17 protein-coding genes are annotated in these 17,235 nt (G+C 69.6%); 10 read left to right on the top strand and 7 right to left on the bottom strand.

The genetic code is table 11. The features are described from left to right. Positions 1–64: 64 nt before the first annotated feature. Complete coding sequence (locus LGM42_RS30455) at positions 65–1,627, top strand: class I adenylate-forming enzyme family protein (RefSeq protein ID WP_060313713.1); 1,563 nt, start codon at positions 65–67, stop codon at positions 1,625–1,627. Between the two features lie 68 nt (positions 1,628–1,695). On the opposite strand, the gene xerD is transcribed toward LGM42_RS30455, so the two are convergent. From xerD to queG, 3 genes are all read right to left on the bottom strand, one after another. After that, positions 1,696–2,652, bottom strand: coding sequence for a site-specific tyrosine recombinase XerD (gene xerD / locus LGM42_RS30450; RefSeq protein ID WP_226234201.1), 957 nt, complete (start codon positions 2,650–2,652; stop codon positions 1,696–1,698). Beyond that, complete coding sequence (locus LGM42_RS30445; protein ID WP_060313699.1) at positions 2,649–3,119, bottom strand: methylated-DNA--[protein]-cysteine S-methyltransferase; 471 nt, start codon at positions 3,117–3,119, stop codon at positions 2,649–2,651. Before LGM42_RS30445 ends, xerD begins: the two co-directional genes overlap by 4 nt. Positions 3,120–3,184: 65 nt before the next feature. Continuing rightward, on the bottom strand, positions 3,185–4,408 hold the full coding sequence (gene queG, locus LGM42_RS30440) for a tRNA epoxyqueuosine(34) reductase QueG (protein ID WP_226234200.1): 1,224 nt from the start codon (positions 4,406–4,408) through the stop codon (positions 3,185–3,187). Positions 4,409–4,425: 17 nt separating this feature from the next. On the opposite strand from queG, the gene tsaE reads away from it, so the two are divergent. Further along, a complete protein-coding gene (gene tsaE, locus LGM42_RS30435) occupies positions 4,426–4,977 on the top strand; it encodes a tRNA (adenosine(37)-N6)-threonylcarbamoyltransferase complex ATPase subunit type 1 TsaE (RefSeq protein ID WP_059578407.1) in 552 nt (183 codons plus the stop codon). Continuing rightward, positions 4,959–6,485, top strand: a complete 1,527-nt coding sequence (locus LGM42_RS30430; RefSeq protein ID WP_099316757.1) for an N-acetylmuramoyl-L-alanine amidase — start codon at positions 4,959–4,961, stop codon at positions 6,483–6,485. Before tsaE ends, LGM42_RS30430 begins: the two co-directional genes overlap by 19 nt. 45 nt (positions 6,486–6,530) lie before the next feature. Here the strand turns inward: LGM42_RS30430 and LGM42_RS30425 are convergent, their stop codons facing one another. Next, on the bottom strand, positions 6,531–7,412 hold the full coding sequence (locus tag LGM42_RS30425) for an EamA family transporter (protein ID WP_179231749.1): 882 nt from the start codon (positions 7,410–7,412) through the stop codon (positions 6,531–6,533). A 257-nt stretch (positions 7,413–7,669) separates the two neighbouring features. Here LGM42_RS30425 and LGM42_RS30420 point away from each other — a divergent pair, with 257 nt between their 5' ends. Both LGM42_RS30420 and trxA read left to right on the top strand, forming a co-directional pair. Then, the gene (locus tag LGM42_RS30420) at positions 7,670–8,551 is read left to right on the top strand and encodes a pirin family protein (protein ID WP_226234199.1); all 882 of its coding nucleotides are present in this window, start codon (positions 7,670–7,672) and stop codon (positions 8,549–8,551) included. A 52-nt stretch (positions 8,552–8,603) separates the two neighbouring features. After that, on the top strand, positions 8,604–9,452 hold the full coding sequence (trxA, locus tag LGM42_RS30415) for a thioredoxin (protein WP_226234198.1): 849 nt from the start codon (positions 8,604–8,606) through the stop codon (positions 9,450–9,452). A gap of 108 nt (positions 9,453–9,560) precedes the next feature. Here the strand turns inward: trxA and LGM42_RS30410 are convergent, their stop codons facing one another. After that, positions 9,561–10,418, bottom strand: a complete 858-nt coding sequence (locus tag LGM42_RS30410) for a ThiF family adenylyltransferase (protein ID WP_059578424.1) — start codon at positions 10,416–10,418, stop codon at positions 9,561–9,563. A 129-nt stretch (positions 10,419–10,547) separates the two neighbouring features. On the opposite strand from LGM42_RS30410, the gene pdxH reads away from it, so the two are divergent. The 3 genes from pdxH to LGM42_RS30395 all read left to right on the top strand — a co-directional run bounded on the left by pdxH (position 10,548) and on the right by LGM42_RS30395 (position 13,856). Further along, the gene (gene pdxH, locus LGM42_RS30405; RefSeq protein WP_059644820.1) at positions 10,548–11,192 is read left to right on the top strand and encodes a pyridoxamine 5'-phosphate oxidase; all 645 of its coding nucleotides are present in this window, start codon (positions 10,548–10,550) and stop codon (positions 11,190–11,192) included. 121 nt (positions 11,193–11,313) lie between these two features. Then, the gene (locus LGM42_RS30400) at positions 11,314–12,534 is read left to right on the top strand and encodes an SAM-dependent methyltransferase (RefSeq protein WP_059644817.1); all 1,221 of its coding nucleotides are present in this window, start codon (positions 11,314–11,316) and stop codon (positions 12,532–12,534) included. Between the two features lie 23 nt (positions 12,535–12,557). After that, the gene (locus LGM42_RS30395; RefSeq protein WP_226234197.1) at positions 12,558–13,856 is read left to right on the top strand and encodes a DUF72 domain-containing protein; all 1,299 of its coding nucleotides are present in this window, start codon (positions 12,558–12,560) and stop codon (positions 13,854–13,856) included. A 22-nt stretch (positions 13,857–13,878) separates the two neighbouring features. On the opposite strand, the gene msrA is transcribed toward LGM42_RS30395, so the two are convergent. Together msrA and LGM42_RS30385 are read right to left on the bottom strand one after the other, a co-directional pair. Next, complete coding sequence (gene msrA / locus LGM42_RS30390; RefSeq protein ID WP_059578436.1) at positions 13,879–14,439, bottom strand: peptide-methionine (S)-S-oxide reductase MsrA; 561 nt, start codon at positions 14,437–14,439, stop codon at positions 13,879–13,881. Between the two features lie 216 nt (positions 14,440–14,655). Then, positions 14,656–14,889 (bottom strand): hypothetical protein, encoded by a 234-nt coding sequence (locus LGM42_RS30385; protein WP_226094298.1) that lies wholly within the window; start codon positions 14,887–14,889, stop codon positions 14,656–14,658. A gap of 112 nt (positions 14,890–15,001) precedes the next feature. Between LGM42_RS30385 and LGM42_RS30380 the strand changes: the two genes are divergently transcribed. After that, positions 15,002–16,408, top strand: a complete 1,407-nt coding sequence (locus LGM42_RS30380; protein ID WP_059578438.1) for a selenium-binding protein SBP56-related protein — start codon at positions 15,002–15,004, stop codon at positions 16,406–16,408. Further along, on the top strand, positions 16,405–17,070 hold the full coding sequence (locus tag LGM42_RS30375; RefSeq protein ID WP_059644809.1) for a hypothetical protein: 666 nt from the start codon (positions 16,405–16,407) through the stop codon (positions 17,068–17,070). Before LGM42_RS30380 ends, LGM42_RS30375 begins: the two co-directional genes overlap by 4 nt. Positions 17,071–17,235 lie beyond the last annotated feature (165 nt).

The raw sequence follows: 17,235 nt of genomic DNA, 5'->3' as shown, positions 1-17,235 counted from the left end.
GCCGCCATGGCACGATCGTTCGCAAATATCGTCGGCCGTCGCCGGCCCGTCATCAGGAGACGCCATGTCCTCGCCCATCCGTGCATCCGAATCGCTCGACGTCGATGCGCTGCTCGCTGCGCTGCCGCGTCGGATTGCCGACGTGCCGGCGCACCGGGCCGCGCGGTCGCCCGCGCATCCGGCGCTGATCGAGGATGCGCGCCGGCTGTCGTACGGCGAGCTGGCGCAGGCCGTCGACGCGGCGGCCGCACGGCTGGCGGGCCTCGGCGTGCAAGGCGGCGACCGCGTGATGATCGTCGCGGAAAACTGCGTCGCGCAGATCGTGCTGCTGTTCGCGGCCGCGCGCATCGACGCCTGGGCGCTCGTGTCGAACGCGCGGTTGTCGGCCGCCGAGCTCGATGCGATCGCCGCGCACGCGCGGCCGAAGCTGATCGCGTTCACGAGCGACGCATCGGCCGACGCGCGCGCCCATGCCGGGCGGCTCGGGGCGACGCCCGCGGGTGCGCTGCCGGTCGACATCGGTGCGTGGTCGTATCGGGTCGATGCGGGCGCGCCGGCCGAACCGGTGGCCGCCGACGGCGCCGCGCAATGCGCGGCGCTGATCTACACGACCGGCACGACCGGTACGCCGAAAGGCGTGATGCTGTCGCACCGCAATCTCCTGTTCATCGCGGCGACGTCGAGCATGCTGCGCCGCGTGTCGCCCGACGACGTCGTCTACACGGTGCTGCCCGTGTCGCACGTGTACGGGCTCGCGTCGGTGTGCCTGGGCAGCCTGTACGCGGGCGCGACGCTGCGGCTCGCGCCGCGCTTCTTGCCGGAAGCCGTCCGCATCGCGCTCGCCGACGAAGGCGTCACGATCTTCCAGGGCGTGCCGGCGATGCACGCGAAGCTGCTCGAACACGTGCACACGCACGGCCATGCCTGGCGCGCGCCGCGACTGCGCTTCGCGTATTCGGGCGGCTCGCCGCTCGATGCGAATCTGAAGGCGCGCGTCGAGCGCCTGTACGGCGTGCCGCTGCACAACGGATACGGGATGACCGAAAGCAGCCCGACGATCACGCAGACGCCGCTCGACGCGCCGCGCACAGACAGCTCGGTCGGCGTACCGATTCCGGGCGTCGACATGCGGATCGTCGCGCCGGACGGCACCGACGTGCCGCCGGGCGAAGTCGGCGAGATTCGCGTGCGCGGGCCGAACGTGATGCTCGGCTACTACCGCAACGCGGACGCGACGCGCGCGGCCGTATCGCCGGACGGCTGGCTGAGCACCGGCGATCTCGCGCGGCAGGGCGCGGACGGCGCGGTGACGATCGTGGGCCGCAGCAAGGAGCTGATCATCCGCTCGGGCTTCAACGTGTATCCGGTCGAGGTCGAGCAGGTGCTGAACGCGCATCCGGACGTCGTGCAGGCGGCCGTGATCGGCCGGGCGATCGACGGCAACGAGGAAGTGCTCGCGTTCGTCGAGCTGGTGCCGGGCGCGGCGGCGGACGAGGCGGCATTGCATGCGTGGTGCGCGGAGCGGCTCACGGCTTACAAACGCCCCGCGCACATCCGCGTGCTCGATGCGCTGCCGGCCGCATCGACCGGCAAGGTGCTCAAGCACCGGCTGCGCGAGCTGGTCTGACGCAGCCGCCGCGCGCATCGCGGGTTCGGGTCGCAGCCCGCGCCGCGCGAATGCACGCGCGCCGCGCGTCACCCGCGCGGGTGGTGCTCCGCATGCAGCGTCTTCAGCCGCTCGCGCGCGACGTGCGTATAGATCTGCGTGGTCGAGATGTCGCTGTGGCCGAGCAGCAATTGCACGACGCGCAGGTCGGCGCCGTGATTCAGCAGGTGCGTCGCGAACGCGTGCCGCAGCGTGTGCGGCGACAGGTGCGCGCGCACGTCGGCCTGCTGCGCGTGACGCTTGATGATGTTCCAGAACTGCTGGCGCGTCATCCCGTCGCCGCGCGCGGTCACGAACAGCGCGTCGGCCGCGCGCGCGCCGAGCAATGCCGGCCGCGCGTCGCGCAGGTAGCGTTCGATCCAGCCGTGCGCGACTTCGCCGAACGGCACGAGCCGCTCCTTCGAGCCCTTGCCCATCACCCGCACGACGCCTTCGTTGAGGCCGACCTCGACCGTCTTCAGCGTCACGAGTTCGCTCACGCGCAGCCCGCTCGCGTACATCAGCTCGAGCATCGTGCGATCGCGCAGGCCGAGCGGCGTGCCGATGTCGGGCGCGCCGAGCAGCGCCTCGACCTGCGCCTCGGACAACGTCGACGGGAACCGCGCGCCCTGTTTCGCGGACGTGATCCGCAGCGTCGGGTCGGCGCTCGCGCGATGCTCGCGCACGGCCCAGCCGTAATAGCGACGAAATACGGACAGCCGCCGGTTCGACGACGTCGCCTTGCCGTCGCTGCGTGCGGCGATGTAGCCCGTCACCATCGCCTCGTCGGCCGCGTCGAGCGGCGCGTCGTGCGTCGCGGCCAGCCACTGGGAAAACAGCACCAGATCGCGCCGGTACGCGTCGAGCGTGTTGCGCGCGAGCCCGTGTTCGAGCCACAGCGCATCGCAGAACACGTCGATCGACGCGCGGCTCGCGAGCAGCGCGGGCGATGCCGCGGCGGTGTCGGTGTCGTTGTCGGCGTCGGAGGACATCATCGGTTCACTCATTGGTACGGCACGCCCTCGTGCGCCAGCAGCCAGCGCTTCACTCGCTGGTAATAGCCGTTGTCGTCGTGGTTCGCGAACCCGCCGAGGCCGCCCGCCGCGACGACGCGATGGCACGGAATCACGAGCGGGAAGTAGTTCGCGCCGCACGCCTGGCCGACCGCGCGCGGCGCGCTGCCGATCCGCTTCGCGACCTGGCCGTAGGTCAGCACCGTCCCGGGCGGGATGTCGCTGATCACGTCCCACACGCGATGCTGGAATGCGCTGCCGACGTCGGCGAGCGGCAGGTCGAAGCGCGCGGACGCGCGCTCGAAATAACGTTCGATCTGCTGGACCGCGCGCTTCGCGAGCGCCGAATCCGGTTCGACCGCCTTCATCGACTCGGGCAGATAGACGATCTCGCGCACCACCGCGGCATCCGTGCGGATGCCGACCTTGCCGAACGGCGCGTCGATCACTGCGTTGAACATTGCCTTCTCCTGACCGGGGGATGCGCGCGGCCCTGCCCGCGCGCCGACGACACTTTACGCCGCCTTCACGCGGCTCGCAGCGCCCATTCGACATGCTCGCGCACGACCGGCGACGGATCGTCGGCCCGCGCGCGCAGCGCGGCGACGATCGCGTCGCGCGCCGCCGGCGAGAGCCGGTCCGCGCCCGCGCGCAGCGCATTGCCGAGCCCGACCGCGAGATTGCGCAGCCAGCTTTCGTAGCCGATGCGCCGGATCGCGCTGCCCTGCATCCGCGTATCGAACGTGCCCGCGTCCCACGCGAACAGCTCGACGAGCGTCGCGCGGTCGAGGCCGTGCCGCACGTCGAAATCGGCGACGGGCGCGGCCTGCGCGAACTTGTTCCACGGACACACGAGCTGGCAGTCGTCGCAGCCGTACACGCGATTGCCGATCAGCGGCCGCAGCGGCTCGGGGATGCTGCCTTTCAGTTCGATCGTCAGGTACGAGATGCAGCGGCGCGCATCGACGCGGTACGGCTCGACGATCGCGCCGGTCGGGCATGCGTCGATACAGCGCGTGCAACTGCCGCAGTGCGCGCCGGGCGTCTCGGGCGCGGTGTCGGGCGACGTGCGCGCGTCGGTCGGCAGCGGCAGGTCGACGTAGATCTCGCCGAGAAAGAACAGCGAGCCGGCATCGCGCTGCAGCAGCAGCGTGTGCTTGCCGCGCCAGCCGACCCCGGCCTTCTGCGCGAGTTCGACTTCGAGCACGGGCGCCGAATCGGTGAACACGCGATAGCCGAACCCGCCGATCTCGTGCTCGATGCGCTCCGCGAGCGTCTGCAGCCGGTTGCGCAGCACCTTGTGATAGTCGCGGCCGCGTGCATAGATCGACACGACCGCCGCCTGCGGATCGTCGAGCCGTGCGCGTTCGCGCGCGCGCCAATCGTGCGGCACGAGCGCGCCGGGCTCGTCGTCAGCGAGCGTTTGGGCCGGTAAATAGGCGAGCCGCACGGAGATCACGCGTCGCGTACCGGCCACAAGTTCGGCCGGCCGCGCGCGTTTCATCCCATGTTTCGCCATATAATCCATTTCGCCGTGGTAACCGGCTTCCAGCCAGGCGGCGAGGCCTGCTTCGGCATCCGAGAGATCGGTGTCGCTGATGCCGATCGCCCCGAAACCCAATTCGCGCCCCCACGCCCTGATGCGAGCGGCGAGCGCAGTCAACGCCGCATCGTCGAGCGCGCACGGCGCCGCGCCTTCGGCACGAGTCGAAGGCCTGTCGGATGCGGCGCGTTCCGGTAGTCGGTTCATCGCACTATTTTACGAGAATGCCAGCCACGCCCAGCCAACCGCCTCACGCCATGCTGCCCGCCCCGCTCGCGGAGCGCGTGATCGCGCTCGCCGACGAAGCGGCAACCGAGGCCTTCGGCACCCGCTTCGCGCACGCGCTCGACGCCGCGCGCATCGCGCTCGACCGCGCCCACGCGTTCGACGGGCTGCAGATCCAGCTGGTCGGCGATCTCGGCGCGGGCAAGACGACCCTCGTGCGCGCGATCCTGCGCGGCCTCGGCCACCAGGGGCGCGTGCGCAGCCCGACCTATACGCTCGTCGAGCCGTACGCGCTCGAACGCAGCGACGGGGAACTCGAGGTCTATCACTTCGATCTGTATCGATTCAACGATCCGGCCGAATGGTCGGACGCAGGCTTTCGCGAATATTTCAATTCCAGCGCGATCTGCCTCGTCGAATGGCCGCAACAGGCGGGCGCCCTGCTCGGCGTGCCCGATCTGGTTTTCTCGCTCGACGTGGACGGCGACGGCCGCGTCCTCACCGTCCGGGCGTACAGCGCTTCAGGAAACGCATGTCTCGAAAGATGTTGATCAAACCGTTCCGCTCGATCGAATCGGCGGCCACCGCGACGCACAACTGGCGGCGCCGTCAGATCCTGCGCGCGGGGGCGTCGACGCTGGTGCTCGGTCTCGTCGCGCCGCGGCTCGCGCACGCGTCGTCGGTGCTCGGCGTGCGCGTGTGGCCCGCACGCGATTACACGCGCGTCACGATCGAATCCGACCAGCCGCTGCAGAATAGCCAACAACTGCTGCAGGGCCCCGACCGTCTCGTCGTCGACCTGAACGGCCTCGACCTCGACCAGGCGCTGCGCGACCTCGTCTCGAAGATCGCGCCGAACGATCCGCAGATCCAGTCGGTGCGCGTCGGCCAGTATCAGCCGCACGTCGTGCGGATGGTGTTCGACCTGAAAGGCTCGGTGAAGCCGCAGGTGTTCACGCTGCCGCCCGTCGGCACCTACAAGTACCGGCTCGTGTTCGACCTGTACCCGGCCGTCGCGCCCGATCCGCTGTCCGACCTGATCGCACAGACGGAACGCAAGGAACAGGCGCTCAACGACACCGCGCGCGCGCAGCAGATGCAGCCGCCGTCCACGCTGGCCGGCCCGGGCACCCCGCCGCCCGCCGCCGGCGACAACAGCGACGCATTCTTCCAGCGTTTCGCGCAGAACACGCCGGCCGCGCCGCACACGCCGCCGGCCGCCGGCACGCCGTCGACGCCCGCGAAGCCGGCCGTCAAGCCGCCGCCCGTCATCGCGCGCCGCGACGACAGCGACGACGACGGCGACACCTACAAGTTCACCGCACCGAAATCGGGCAAGGGCGGCACCGTGCGCCTGCTGACGGTCGCGATCGACCCGGGCCACGGCGGCGAGGATCCCGGCGCGATCGGCGGCAACGGCACGTACGAGAAGCACATCGCGCTCGACATCGCGAAGAAGCTGCGCGCGAAGATCGACGCCGCCCCGAACATGCGCGCGATGATGACGCGCGACGCCGATTTCTTCGTGCCGCTGAACGTGCGCGTGCAGAAGGCGCGCCGCGTCGGCGCGGATCTGTTCGTGTCGATCCACGCGGACGCGTTCACGACGCCGTCCGCGCGCGGCTCGTCGGTGTTCGCGCTGTCCGACCACGGCGCGTCGAGCGCGGCGGCGCGCTGGCTCGCGAACAAGGAAAACTCGTCCGACCTGATCGGCGGCATCAACATCAAGACCCAGGACGCGGCAGTCAGCCGCGCGCTGTTCGACATGTCGACGACCGCGCAGATCCGCGATTCGCTGCGCTACGGCAACTACGTGCTGAAGGAAGTGGGCGGCATCAACAAGCTGCACAAGGGCTCGGTCGAGCAGGCCGGGTTCGCGGTGCTGAAGGCGCCCGACATCCCGTCGATCCTCGTCGAGACCGCGTTCATCAGCAACCCGGACGAAGAGCGCCGGCTCAACGACGACAGCTATCGCGACGAGATGGCCGACGCGATCTTCCGCGGCATCAAGCGGTATTTCGCCGCGAATCCGCCGCTCGCGAAGAGCCGGATGGCCTGAGCGCCATCCGTTCCCTGCCGCCGGCACGCAGCGCGTGCCGGCGCGTCACGACGATGCCGCGAAGCGGCTCAGCAGTTTCCCGCCGAACACGTTCACCGCGAGCCCGCCCATCACGAGCGCGGCGCCGATCAGCTGCGCTTGCGTCAGATGCTCGTCGAGCAGCAGCGCCGACGACGCGAGCCCGACGATCGGCACCAGCAGCGAGAACTGCGCGACCTGCGCGGCCGGATAGCGCGACAGCAGGCGGCTCCACAGCCCGTAGCCGAGCAGCGTCGCGACGAACGCCAGATAGACGACCGCGAAGATCGACGCGCCGTCGAGCCCGGCGAGCGCGGTCGCGATCCGCCGCGGCCCCTCGAACCACAACGACAGCAAGAAGAACGGCACGGGCGGCACGAGGCTCGCCCACACGACGAGCGACACGAGGTTCGCCTTCCCGACCTTCTTCGTGACGATATTGCCGAAGGCCCACATCGCGGCCGAGCAGATCGTCAGCAGGAAGCCCGCGAGCGTCATCGCACGGCCGCCCTGCGCGGCGATCACGACGAGGCCGCCCGCGGCGATCGCGAGCCCGATCAGGTTCTGCACGCGCAGCCGCTCGCCGAGGAACAGCATCGCGAACACCAGCGTGAAGAACGCCTGCGACTGCAGCACGAGCGACGCGAGGCCGGCCGGCATGCCGACGTACATGCCGGTGAACAGGAACACGAACTGGCCAAGCTGGATCGTCGCGCCGTACAGCACCAGCAGCCGCCACGAAATCTGCGGCCGGCGCACGAAGAACACCGCCGGCACGGCCGCGAGCGTGAAGCGCAGCGCGCCGAGCAGCATCGGCGGCATGCCATGCAGGCCGACCTTGATCACGACGAAGTTCACGCCCCACGCCAGAATCACGACCAGCGCGAGCAGCAGATCCTTCGGGGCCATCATCGGCGTCTCCTCGATTGTCGAATCGTCGTTGTGAAGCCGGTCAGTCTACCGGGTTTCGCCGCCGCGCCGGATACCCGCGCGGCGCGCATGGAATCGGCAGCGGGCGCAGCGGCTCGCGCGACGCGGTGGACACCGCACGATGCGTGCCCGCCACGGCCGCATCGCGCCGCGCGCGTTTCGCGCTGCCCGTCACGCGCGCCGCCGTGCCGCCAGTACAATGACCGGCAATCCAGCCGTTCCCCACGAGGCCCGCCATGACCGACTCGATCAAAGCCTTGCTGAAGCCGCACGTGCGCGACATCGGCAACCTGCAGGTGCGCCGCACGCTGCCCGCGCTCGCCGCACGCCTCGTCGGCCCGTTCATCTTCTTCGATCACATGGGGCCCGCCATGCTGCCGGCCGGCACGGGGCTCGACGTGCGCCCGCATCCGCACATCGGGCTCGCGACGGTCACCTATCTGTTCGACGGCGCGATCCTGCACCGCGACAGCCTCGGCTCGCGGCAGGAAATCGTGCCGGGCGACGTGAACTGGATGACGGCCGGCCGCGGGATCGTCCACTCGGAGCGCACGCCCGACGCGCAACGCGCGAGCGGCCACACCGTGCACGGGATCCAGACCTGGGTCGCGCTGCCGAAAGCGCACGAGACGACCGAGCCGTCGTTCGAGCACCACGCAGCCGACACGCTGCCCAAGCGCGACCAAGACGGCGTGGCGCTGACGGTGATCGCCGGCGACGCGTTCGGGCTGCGCTCGCCCGTGACGACGTTCTCGCGCACGCTGTACGTCGCGGCCGAATTCGCGGCCGGCGGCCGGCTCGAACTCGATGCGTCGCACGAGGAGCGCGCGGTCTACGTGGTCGACGGCGAGCTCGCGATCGACGGCGCGCCGGTGCCGGCCGAACGGATGGCCGTGCTCGCGCCGGGCGCGAGCGTCACGCTGACGAGCGGCAGCGGCGCGCGCGCGATGCTGCTCGGCGGCGACCGGATGGACGGCGAACGCTTCATCGAGTGGAATTTCGTCGCGAGCAGCCGCGACGCGATCGAACGCGCGAAAGCGGCGTGGACGCGCCAGGAGATGGGCAAGGTGCCCGGCGAGACCGAATGGATTGCGCTGCCCGAAGCGAAGCCGCGTTGAAAAAGCGGCCCACCGCCCCCACCCTGACGATATTCGAACGGAAGAGAACGCCATGGACACCACGCTTGCCACATTCGAGAAAGACGTCATCGAGGCGTCGCTGGACACGCCCGTGCTGGTCGACTTCTGGGCGCCGTGGTGCGGCCCCTGCAAGACGCTCGGCCCGCTGCTGGAAAAGCTCGAAGCCGACTACGCAGGCCGCTGGAAGCTCGTGAAGGTCAACGTCGACGAGAACCAGGAGCTCGCCGCGCACTTCCAGACGCGCAGCATCCCGCACGTGATCGCGTTCGCCGACGGGCGGCCGGTCGACCAGTTCGTCGGCGTGCTGCCCGAAGGGCAGTTGCGCGCGTTCCTCGACCGCCTGCTGCCGGCCCCCGAGGAAGCCGAACGCCGCGCCGCGCAGTACGCGATGGCCGAACAGCGCTTCGACGATGCGCGCGCGCACCTCGAAGCGGCGCTCGCGCTGAACCCCGGCTACGACGACGCGCGCCTCGACCTGATCGAGCTGCTGCTCGCGCGCAACGAAGTCGATGCCGCACGCGCGGAGACCGAGCGCCTGTCGCCGCAAACCGTGCAGAACGGCGACCCGCGCTACCAGGCGATCAAGACCCGTTTCGACGCGCTCGACGCCACGGCCGACCTGCCGCCGACCGACGCGCTCGAGGCGCGCATCGCGGCGAACCCGGCCGATCTCGACGCGCGCTTCGACCTCGCGCAGAGCCTGATCGCGCGGCGCGCGTACGAAGGGGCGCTGGAACAGTTGCTGGAAATCGTGACGCGCGATCGCGCGTACGGCGACGATCTCGGCCGCCGCGCGATGATCTCCGTGTTCGAACTGGCCGGCGATCGCCCCGACCTCGTCGCCGCGTGGCGACGCAAGCTGAGCATGGCGCTCAACTGACCCGACGCACGACCGGCCGGGCCGCCACGGCCCGGCTGCATCGGCCTATCGCTCGCGGCACGTCACCCGCGCCGCGGCATCGTCGTTGCGTGCCCGCGCGCCGCGCGCTCAGCCGGCCGCCCGTGCCGCGATCGCCCGCAGCGCATGCGCGGCCGCCGCGAAACCGAAGCTCGCGGTCACGCACACGCTCGAACCGAAGCCCGCACAGTTGAGCCCCGCGACGTGCGCGGCGGCGGACGGCTCGGCGCCGTCCTCGATGTCGCAGGCCGCCGCTTCCGGATAGATCAGCGGCTCGTCCGAATACACGGCGCTGACCTTGAAGCGCGCCTTCGGCCCGCGCGGAAAGCCGTGCTGCTTGCGCAACTGCGCGCGGACCTTCGACAGCAGCGGATCCTGAATCGTCAGCGCGAGATCGTCGATGCGAATGCGCGTCGGGTCGAGCTGCCCGCCCGCGCCGCCGACGACGATCAACGGCTGCCGTTTCGCGACGCACCACGCGATCAGCGCGACCTTCGTGCGCACGCTGTCGATCGCATCGATCACGTAGTCGAAGCCGCCGCCGAGCAGCGCGTCGAAATTGTCGGGCTCGACGAAATCCTCGACGCGGTTCACGCGGCACGCGGGATCGATCAGTGCGATGCGCTCGGCCATCGCGTCGACCTTCGGCTTGCCGTAATTGCCGTCGAGCGCATGGATCTGCCGGTTCGTGTTGCTTTCCGCGACGTTGTCGAGATCGATCAGCGTCAACGTGCCGACCGCGTTGCGCGCGAGCGCCTCGGCCACCCACGACCCGACGCCGCCGATCCCGATCACCGCGACGTGCGCCCGCTCGAACGCGGCGGCCGCCGGCGCGCCGTACAGGCGCGCGACGCCGCCGAAACGCCGCGCGCGATCCACGTCAAGCTGGATTTCCGGGGTCGGGGTAAGATCGGAAGAACTGGGCGGGGCAGCGTCGGCGGCGGACATGGCAGCAAGGAAAACGTAAGTCGTGCAGCCCTCTATTCTGCCTGAACTCCCCCGCTCGCACGCGCCACCGCGCACGCACGATTCTCGCGCGTTCGCTATACTGGCCCCAGATTGAAGCGTTTGCATAACATGACGACTCTCGCCGATCTTCGGATCAACTATTCGCGCGCTTCGCTCGACGAAGCCGATGCCGCCCCCGACCCCTTCGCCCAGTTCGATCGCTGGTTCAAGGAGGCGCTCGCCGCCAAGCTGCCCGAGCCGAACACGATGACGCTCGCGACCGTCGGCGCCGACGGCCGGCCGTCGGCCCGGATCGTGCTCATCAAGGGCGTCGACGAACGCGGGTTCGTCTTCTTCACCAATTACGAAAGCCGCAAGGGGCACGATCTGGCCGTGCATCCGCACGCCGCGCTGCTGTTCTACTGGATCGAGCTCGAGCGCCAGGTACGCATCGAAGGCCGGATCGAGAAAACCAGCGCGGAAGAAAGCGACCGCTATTTCGCGTCGCGCCCGCTCGGCTCGCGCATCGGCGCGTGGGCGTCGGACCAGAGCACCGTGATCGACAGCCGCGCGACGCTCGAAGCGCGCGAAAAGGCCGTCGGCGAACGCTATGGCGACAACCCGCCGCGCCCGCCGCACTGGGGCGGCTACCGCCTCGTGCCCGACGCGATCGAGTTCTGGCAGGGGCGCCCGTCGCGGCTGCACGACCGCCTGCTCTATACGCGCGACACCGCGGCGGCGTCGGGCTGGACGATCTCGCGCCTGTCGCCGTAAGCGCGGCGCCGGCGCATGCCGGTCGTGTTTCGGGTTGCATCCGGGCGCCCGCGCCGCACGCGGCGGGCGCCGGTCAGGATACTTGGCTGTATTCGATTCAACGAACAAACGGAGAATCCAAATGTTCTGGGAAAAGAAGCTGGCACAGTGGGCGGACGAAGTACGGGCAAAAGCGAACATACCGGCGCGCCTCGTGCTGTGGAACGGCGATCAACTCGATTTCGGCACCTTCAGCGCGCCGCAGGTCACGCTGAAGGTGAACAGCGCGTCGGCGCTGCCGCTGCTGCTCGAACCGAGCCTCGACAACCTCGGCGAGGCATACGTGAAGGGCAAGATCGACATCGAAGGCAAGCTGTCGGACATCATCAACATCGGCTACTCGCTCGCGCGCAGCACCGTGACGAGCGCGAGCAAGCTCGCACGCGTGAAGCGCTACTTCAATCACACGAAGAGCACCGACAAGAAAGCGATCCAGTACCACTACGACGTCTCGAACGAGTTCTACAAGCTGTGGCTCGACGAGAACATGGTGTACTCGTGCGCGTACTTCGAGAACGGCGACGAGGACCTCGCCACCGCGCAGATCAAGAAGATCGACCACATCCTGACGAAGATCCAGCTGCAGCCCGGCCAGCGCCTGCTCGACATCGGCTGCGGATGGGGCGCTCTGGTGCTGCGCGCCGCGCAGAAGTTCGGCGCGACGTGTCTCGGCGTGACGCTGTCGCAGAACCAGTTCGACCTCGCGACCGCGCGCGTGAAGGCGGCGGGGCTGGAAGACAAGATCGAGATTCGTCTGCAGGATTACCGCGAGATCGAAGGCCAGTTCGACCGCATCACGAGCGTCGGGATGTTCGAGCACGTCGGGCGCAAGAACCTGCCGCTCTATTTCTCGCGCATCCGCGAGCTGCTGACCGACGACGGCATCGCGATGAACCACGGGATCACGTCGACCGACGCGGAAAGCGGCGAAACCGCGCTCGGCGGCGGCGAATTCATCGACCGCTACGTGTTCCCGGACGGCGAGCTCCCGCACATCAGCCTCGCGCTCGAAGCGGCGCAGCGCGGCGGGCTCGAGGCGGTTGACGTCGAAAGCCTGCGCCGGCACTATGCGCGCACGCTCGACATCTGGACGGAAAATTTCGAGGCGAAAGCCGAGGAAGCGCGAAAGCTCGTCGACGACGAAAAGTTCCGCATCTGGCGCGTGTATCTCGCCGGCTGCGCGTATGCGTTCGAGCACGACGACGTGTCGATCTTCCAGATCGTGTGCCGCAAGGCCGGGCGCAGCGCGAAAACGCTGCCGTGGTCGCGGCGCTATATGTACGAACACGCGCTGCCGCGCTAGGCGGCGCATCACGCTGGGCATGCATGGGTGACGGCAGGACGCGGCGCAAGGCGCCGCCGCAACGACAGCGGCACGACGACACCGACGAGTCGCACGCCGACGGGCAGTTCGACCTGTTCGGCGTGCCGACGGACACTGCACGCACGTCGCCAGCGGACGGTGACCGCTCCGCCAGCCCCCACGAGCCCGTGACGCCGGACGCAGCGAAAGACCCGCGACCGGCGCCGCCCGCCCGTACGATCTCCCGCCCCGCCGCCGAAGACGCACCCGCCCCGTCGTCCGGCCTGCTGTGGGACGAACCGCCGTCGGCGCCCGCCCCGCCGAAGAAAGGCCGCCGCAAGCGCGGCGTGCTGCCCGCGCCGGTCTCGGCGGACGTCGCCGAAGTCGCGGCCGGCCTGCCGCCGAACGTGCGGCTCGGCACGTCGTCGTGGTATTTCCCCGGCTGGAACGGCATCGTCTACGACGGCGACTTCGCGCAGACGAAGCTGTCGCGCGAAGGGCTCGAAGCGTATGGCGCGCATCCGCTGCTGAAAAGCGTGAGCCTCGACCGGTCGTTCTACGGCCCGCTGTCGGTGGCAGACTACCTGCGCTACGCGCAGCAGGTACCCGACGATTTCCGCTTCGTCGTGAAGGCGCCGGCCGCGGTGACCGACGCGGTGATCCGCGGCCGGCGCGGCGAGCCGTCCGGGCCGAACCCGACGTTCCTCGATGCGCCGCTCGCGACCCGCGAATTCGTCCAGCCGTGCCTCGACGGGCTCGGCCGGAAAGCCGGCGTGCTCGTGTTCCAGTTCTCGCCGCTGCCCGATCAACTGCTCGCGCAGCCGGCCGCGCTGATCGACCGGCTCGCCGCGTTCTTCGCGGCGCTGCCGCCGTTGCCGCCGGACGCCGACGGCACCCGCTATGCGATCGAGATCCGCGACGCGAGCCTGCTCACGCCGCGCTTCATCCGCGCACTGGCCGCGCTCGGCGTGCGCTACTGCGTCGGCCTGCACGCGCGGATGCCCGACCCGCTGCGCCAGGCCGCCGCGCTCGCGCTGCTCGACGGCGACGCGCCGGGCCCGCTGATCGTGCGCTGGAGCCTGCACGGCGGCTTCAAGTACGAGCAGGCGAAAGCGAAATACGAGCCGTTCGACAAGCTCGTCGACGAGGATCCGGCCACGCGTTCGGCGCTCGCCGAACTGGCCGCGCGCTACGCGCTGGCCGGGCAGCCGGTGATCATCACGATCAACAACAAGGCGGAAGGCTCGGCGCCGCTGTCGTGCCTCGCGCTCGCACGCGAAATCGCCGCCGCGTGCGCGCAGTGGCGCAACGAGGCGGCGTGACGCCGGTTGCCGCGGCCGACGCTCAGGCGCCGCGCAGCGACTTCAGCCGGTGCGAGAACTTCTGCCGGAATTTCGCGAGCTTCGGCCCGATCACGACCGAGCAATAGCCCTGCCCCGGGTTGCGCGCGTAATAGTTCTGATGATAGTCCTCGGCCGGCCAGTAGTTGCCGTCGAGCGGCACGACCTGCGTGACGATCGGCTGGCCGAACACCTGTTCGCGCTCGAGCTCGCGGATCACGTCGAGCGCCGTATCGCGCTGCGCATCCGAGTGCGTGAACACGACCGACCGGTACTGCGTGCCGACGTCGTTGCCCTGCCGGTTCAACTGGGTCGGATCGTGCGTCGCGAAGAAAATCTCGAGGATCTCGCGATAGCCGATGCGCGCCGGGTCGAACGTCACGTTGACGACTTCCGCGTGGCCCGTGTCGCCTTCGCAGATGTCGCGATAGCCCGGATTGCGCGTATGGCCGCCGGCGTAACCCGACTGGACGGCCGTCACGCCGTCGACGTCGAGAAACACGGCCTCCGTGCACCAGAAACACCCGCCTCCGAGCGTCGCGGTTTCAAGCATTTCGTTCCCCATGAAATCAGCCTCTCGTGGATGATGGCAGCCGGTACACGCGTGCCGGCTGCCACGGTTTCGCATCGCCGCTGCCGGCCCGCGGTGCGGGTCGCAGCGGCACTGCGGCAAGTATCTCACTCGCGCGCGAAACTGGCAGATCGGCCAGGCATCGCACGCGACCGGCAGCGTATTTCTCGTCTACACTAGGCACGCGCACGCGGCGGTCACCCCGCCGCGTCAACCCAGCGTCCGATGCATGCCCGACCCCGATGCCAACACCATCTGCCGGAACATCGATATGCACGCCTTAACAGACATCGCCTGCGTCGCGGCCCCGCTCGCCGCTACGTCAATCGCACCGTCGCGGTGGCGCGTGCCCGTTTCACGGAGCGCGCCGCGCGGCAACCCGTCGCCTTTTCCCGCTTTCACGACCTGATGCACGGCATCGCGCGCGTCGCCGACGCGTTGCATTCGCCTGCCGCTCGCTCCGCCGGCATGATGCGCGCCGCGCGGCCACCGCAGTCCGCACGTCCGCAACGAACGGCCGTGCGTCCACGATCCGACACCTTCGAGAGACACCACCATGAGCATGCGGCCTGACCCGACGTTTCACGCTTCGCCCGAGCTTGCGATGCAGGCGCCGGCGGAAGAGTTTGCCTATACGTTGTTGCTGAGCCCCGATTTTTCCAGACCCGACGCGCTCGCCGTGATCGACGTGAAGCCCGGTTCGTCGACGTACGGCAAGATCGTGCATACGGTGACGATGCCGAACACCGGCGACGAGTTTCACCATTTCGGCTGGAATGCGTGCTCGTCGTCGCTGTCGCCGCTCACCGGCCATGCGTTCCTCGAGCGCCGCTTCCTGATCATCCCCGGCCTGCGCTCGTCGCGCATCTACGTGATCGACACGAAGCCGCATCCGACGCAGGCGCGCATCCACAAGATCATCGAGCCCGACGAGATCTTCGCGAAAACCGGCTATTCGCGGCCGCACACCGTGCATTGCGGCCCCGAGGGCATCTACGTGAGCACGCTCGGCGGGGCAGGCAAGGACGGCACCGACGGCGCGCCCGGCATCTTCATCATGGATTGCGAAACCTTCGACGTGCTCGGCCGCTGGGAAATCGACCGCGGCCCGCAGGACAAGCACTACGACTTCTGGTGGAACCTGCCGCGCGACTACATGGTGTCGAGCGAATGGGCGCTGCCGCCGCAATTCGAGAACGGGATCGTCCCCGAGGATCTGCTCGCGAACAAGTACGGGCACCGGCTGCATTTCTGGGATCTGCGCGCGCGACGCAACGTGCAGACGATCGATCTCGGCGCGCAGCACCAGATGGCGCTCGAGGTGCGGCCCGCGCACGACCCGGTGCGCGAGTACGGATTCGTCGGCGTCGTGGTCGATACGACCAATCTCGAAGGCTCGATCTGGACCTGGTGGCGCGAAGGCGGCAAGTTCCATGTGAAGAAGACCGCGACGATCCCCGCCGAGCCGGCGCCGGCCGACGAGTTGCCGCCGCTGCTGCAAGGATTCGGCGCGGTGCCGCCGCTCGTGACCGACATCGACCTGTCGCTCGACGATCGCTTCCTGTACGTGTCGTGCTGGGGCACCGGCGAGATGCGCCAGTACGACGTGTCGGACCCGCACCACCCGGTGCTCGCCGGGTCGGTGCGCATCGGCGGCATCGCGCGCCGTGCGCCGCACTCGAACGGCCGCACGTTCGCGGGCGGGCCGCAGATGGTCGAGATCAGCCGCGACGGCCGGCGCGTGTACTGGACCAACTCGCTCTATTCGACGTGGGACGACCAGTTCTATCCGGACGGCGTGCCGGCCGCGCAGGTGCTCGCGCACGCGGGGCCGGACGGCGGGCTGACGCTCGCCGACGACTACTGGGTCGAATTCCCCGACGGCTATCGCGCGCACCAGATCCGGCTCGAAGGCGGCGACTGCTCGACCGACTCGTTCTGCTATCCGTCGGTCAAGCGTTGAGCGCCGGGCTTCATGCGCCATTCGCGCTGTGGGCGGCCGTGCTCGCGAGCGGCGTCTATCACGGGCTCAACCCGGCGATGGGCTGGCCGCTCGCGGTGTCGAACGCGCTGATGACGCGCCGCGGCGGCGCGCTCGTCGCGGCGCTCGGCTATCTCGCGATCGGTCATGCGCTCGCCGTCTTCGCGGTGATGCTGCCGTTCGGGCTGCTCGCCGCGCTGCTCGCGTGGCAGACGGCGATCCGCGTCGGCGCGAGCGCGCTCGTGATCGGCTTCGGCGCGGTACTGCTGATCCGGCGCCGGCATCCGCGGGCGCTCGCGCGGATTCCGCCGGCGCGGCTCGGCCTGTGGTCGTTCGCGGTCGCGCTCGCGCACGGCGCGGGGCTGATGCTCGTGCCGATCTACCTCGGCCTCTGCGGGCTCGACCGCGATGCCGGCCACCGCGCGGCGGCGATGCTCGTCGATGCGCATCTCGGGATGGCGCTCGTCGTCGCGGCCGTGCACGCGGCCGCGATGATCGCCGCCGGCGGCGGGCTCGCATGGCTCGTGTACCGCTATCTCGGGCTGAAGTTCGTGTCGCGGAGCTGGTTCAATCTCGACACGGTGTGGGCGTCGAGCCTGATCGTGACGGGGGCGCTGTCGCTCGGGCTGGCGGCGGCGCGATAGCGCGGGTCGCGGTCGCGATGCGATGCCCGGTAGCGCAATCCGGCGCCGGGACGAACGGCCGCACCGTCAAAAAGCGTGACGGAATGGCGATGCCGGCCGCGCGCCGCACTGTTCGCTACGTCACCCTGCCGTCACGATGCGCCGCCCGACCGGGCCCGGCGGCAC

The sequence above is a fragment of the Burkholderia sp. AU39826 genome, assembly GCF_020419965.1.
In the GTDB taxonomy this organism is placed as follows: domain Bacteria; phylum Pseudomonadota; class Gammaproteobacteria; order Burkholderiales; family Burkholderiaceae; genus Burkholderia; species Burkholderia semiarida.
Note: the sequence above shows the minus strand (reverse complement) of the source record. Positions and strands in the feature narration are given on the sequence as shown.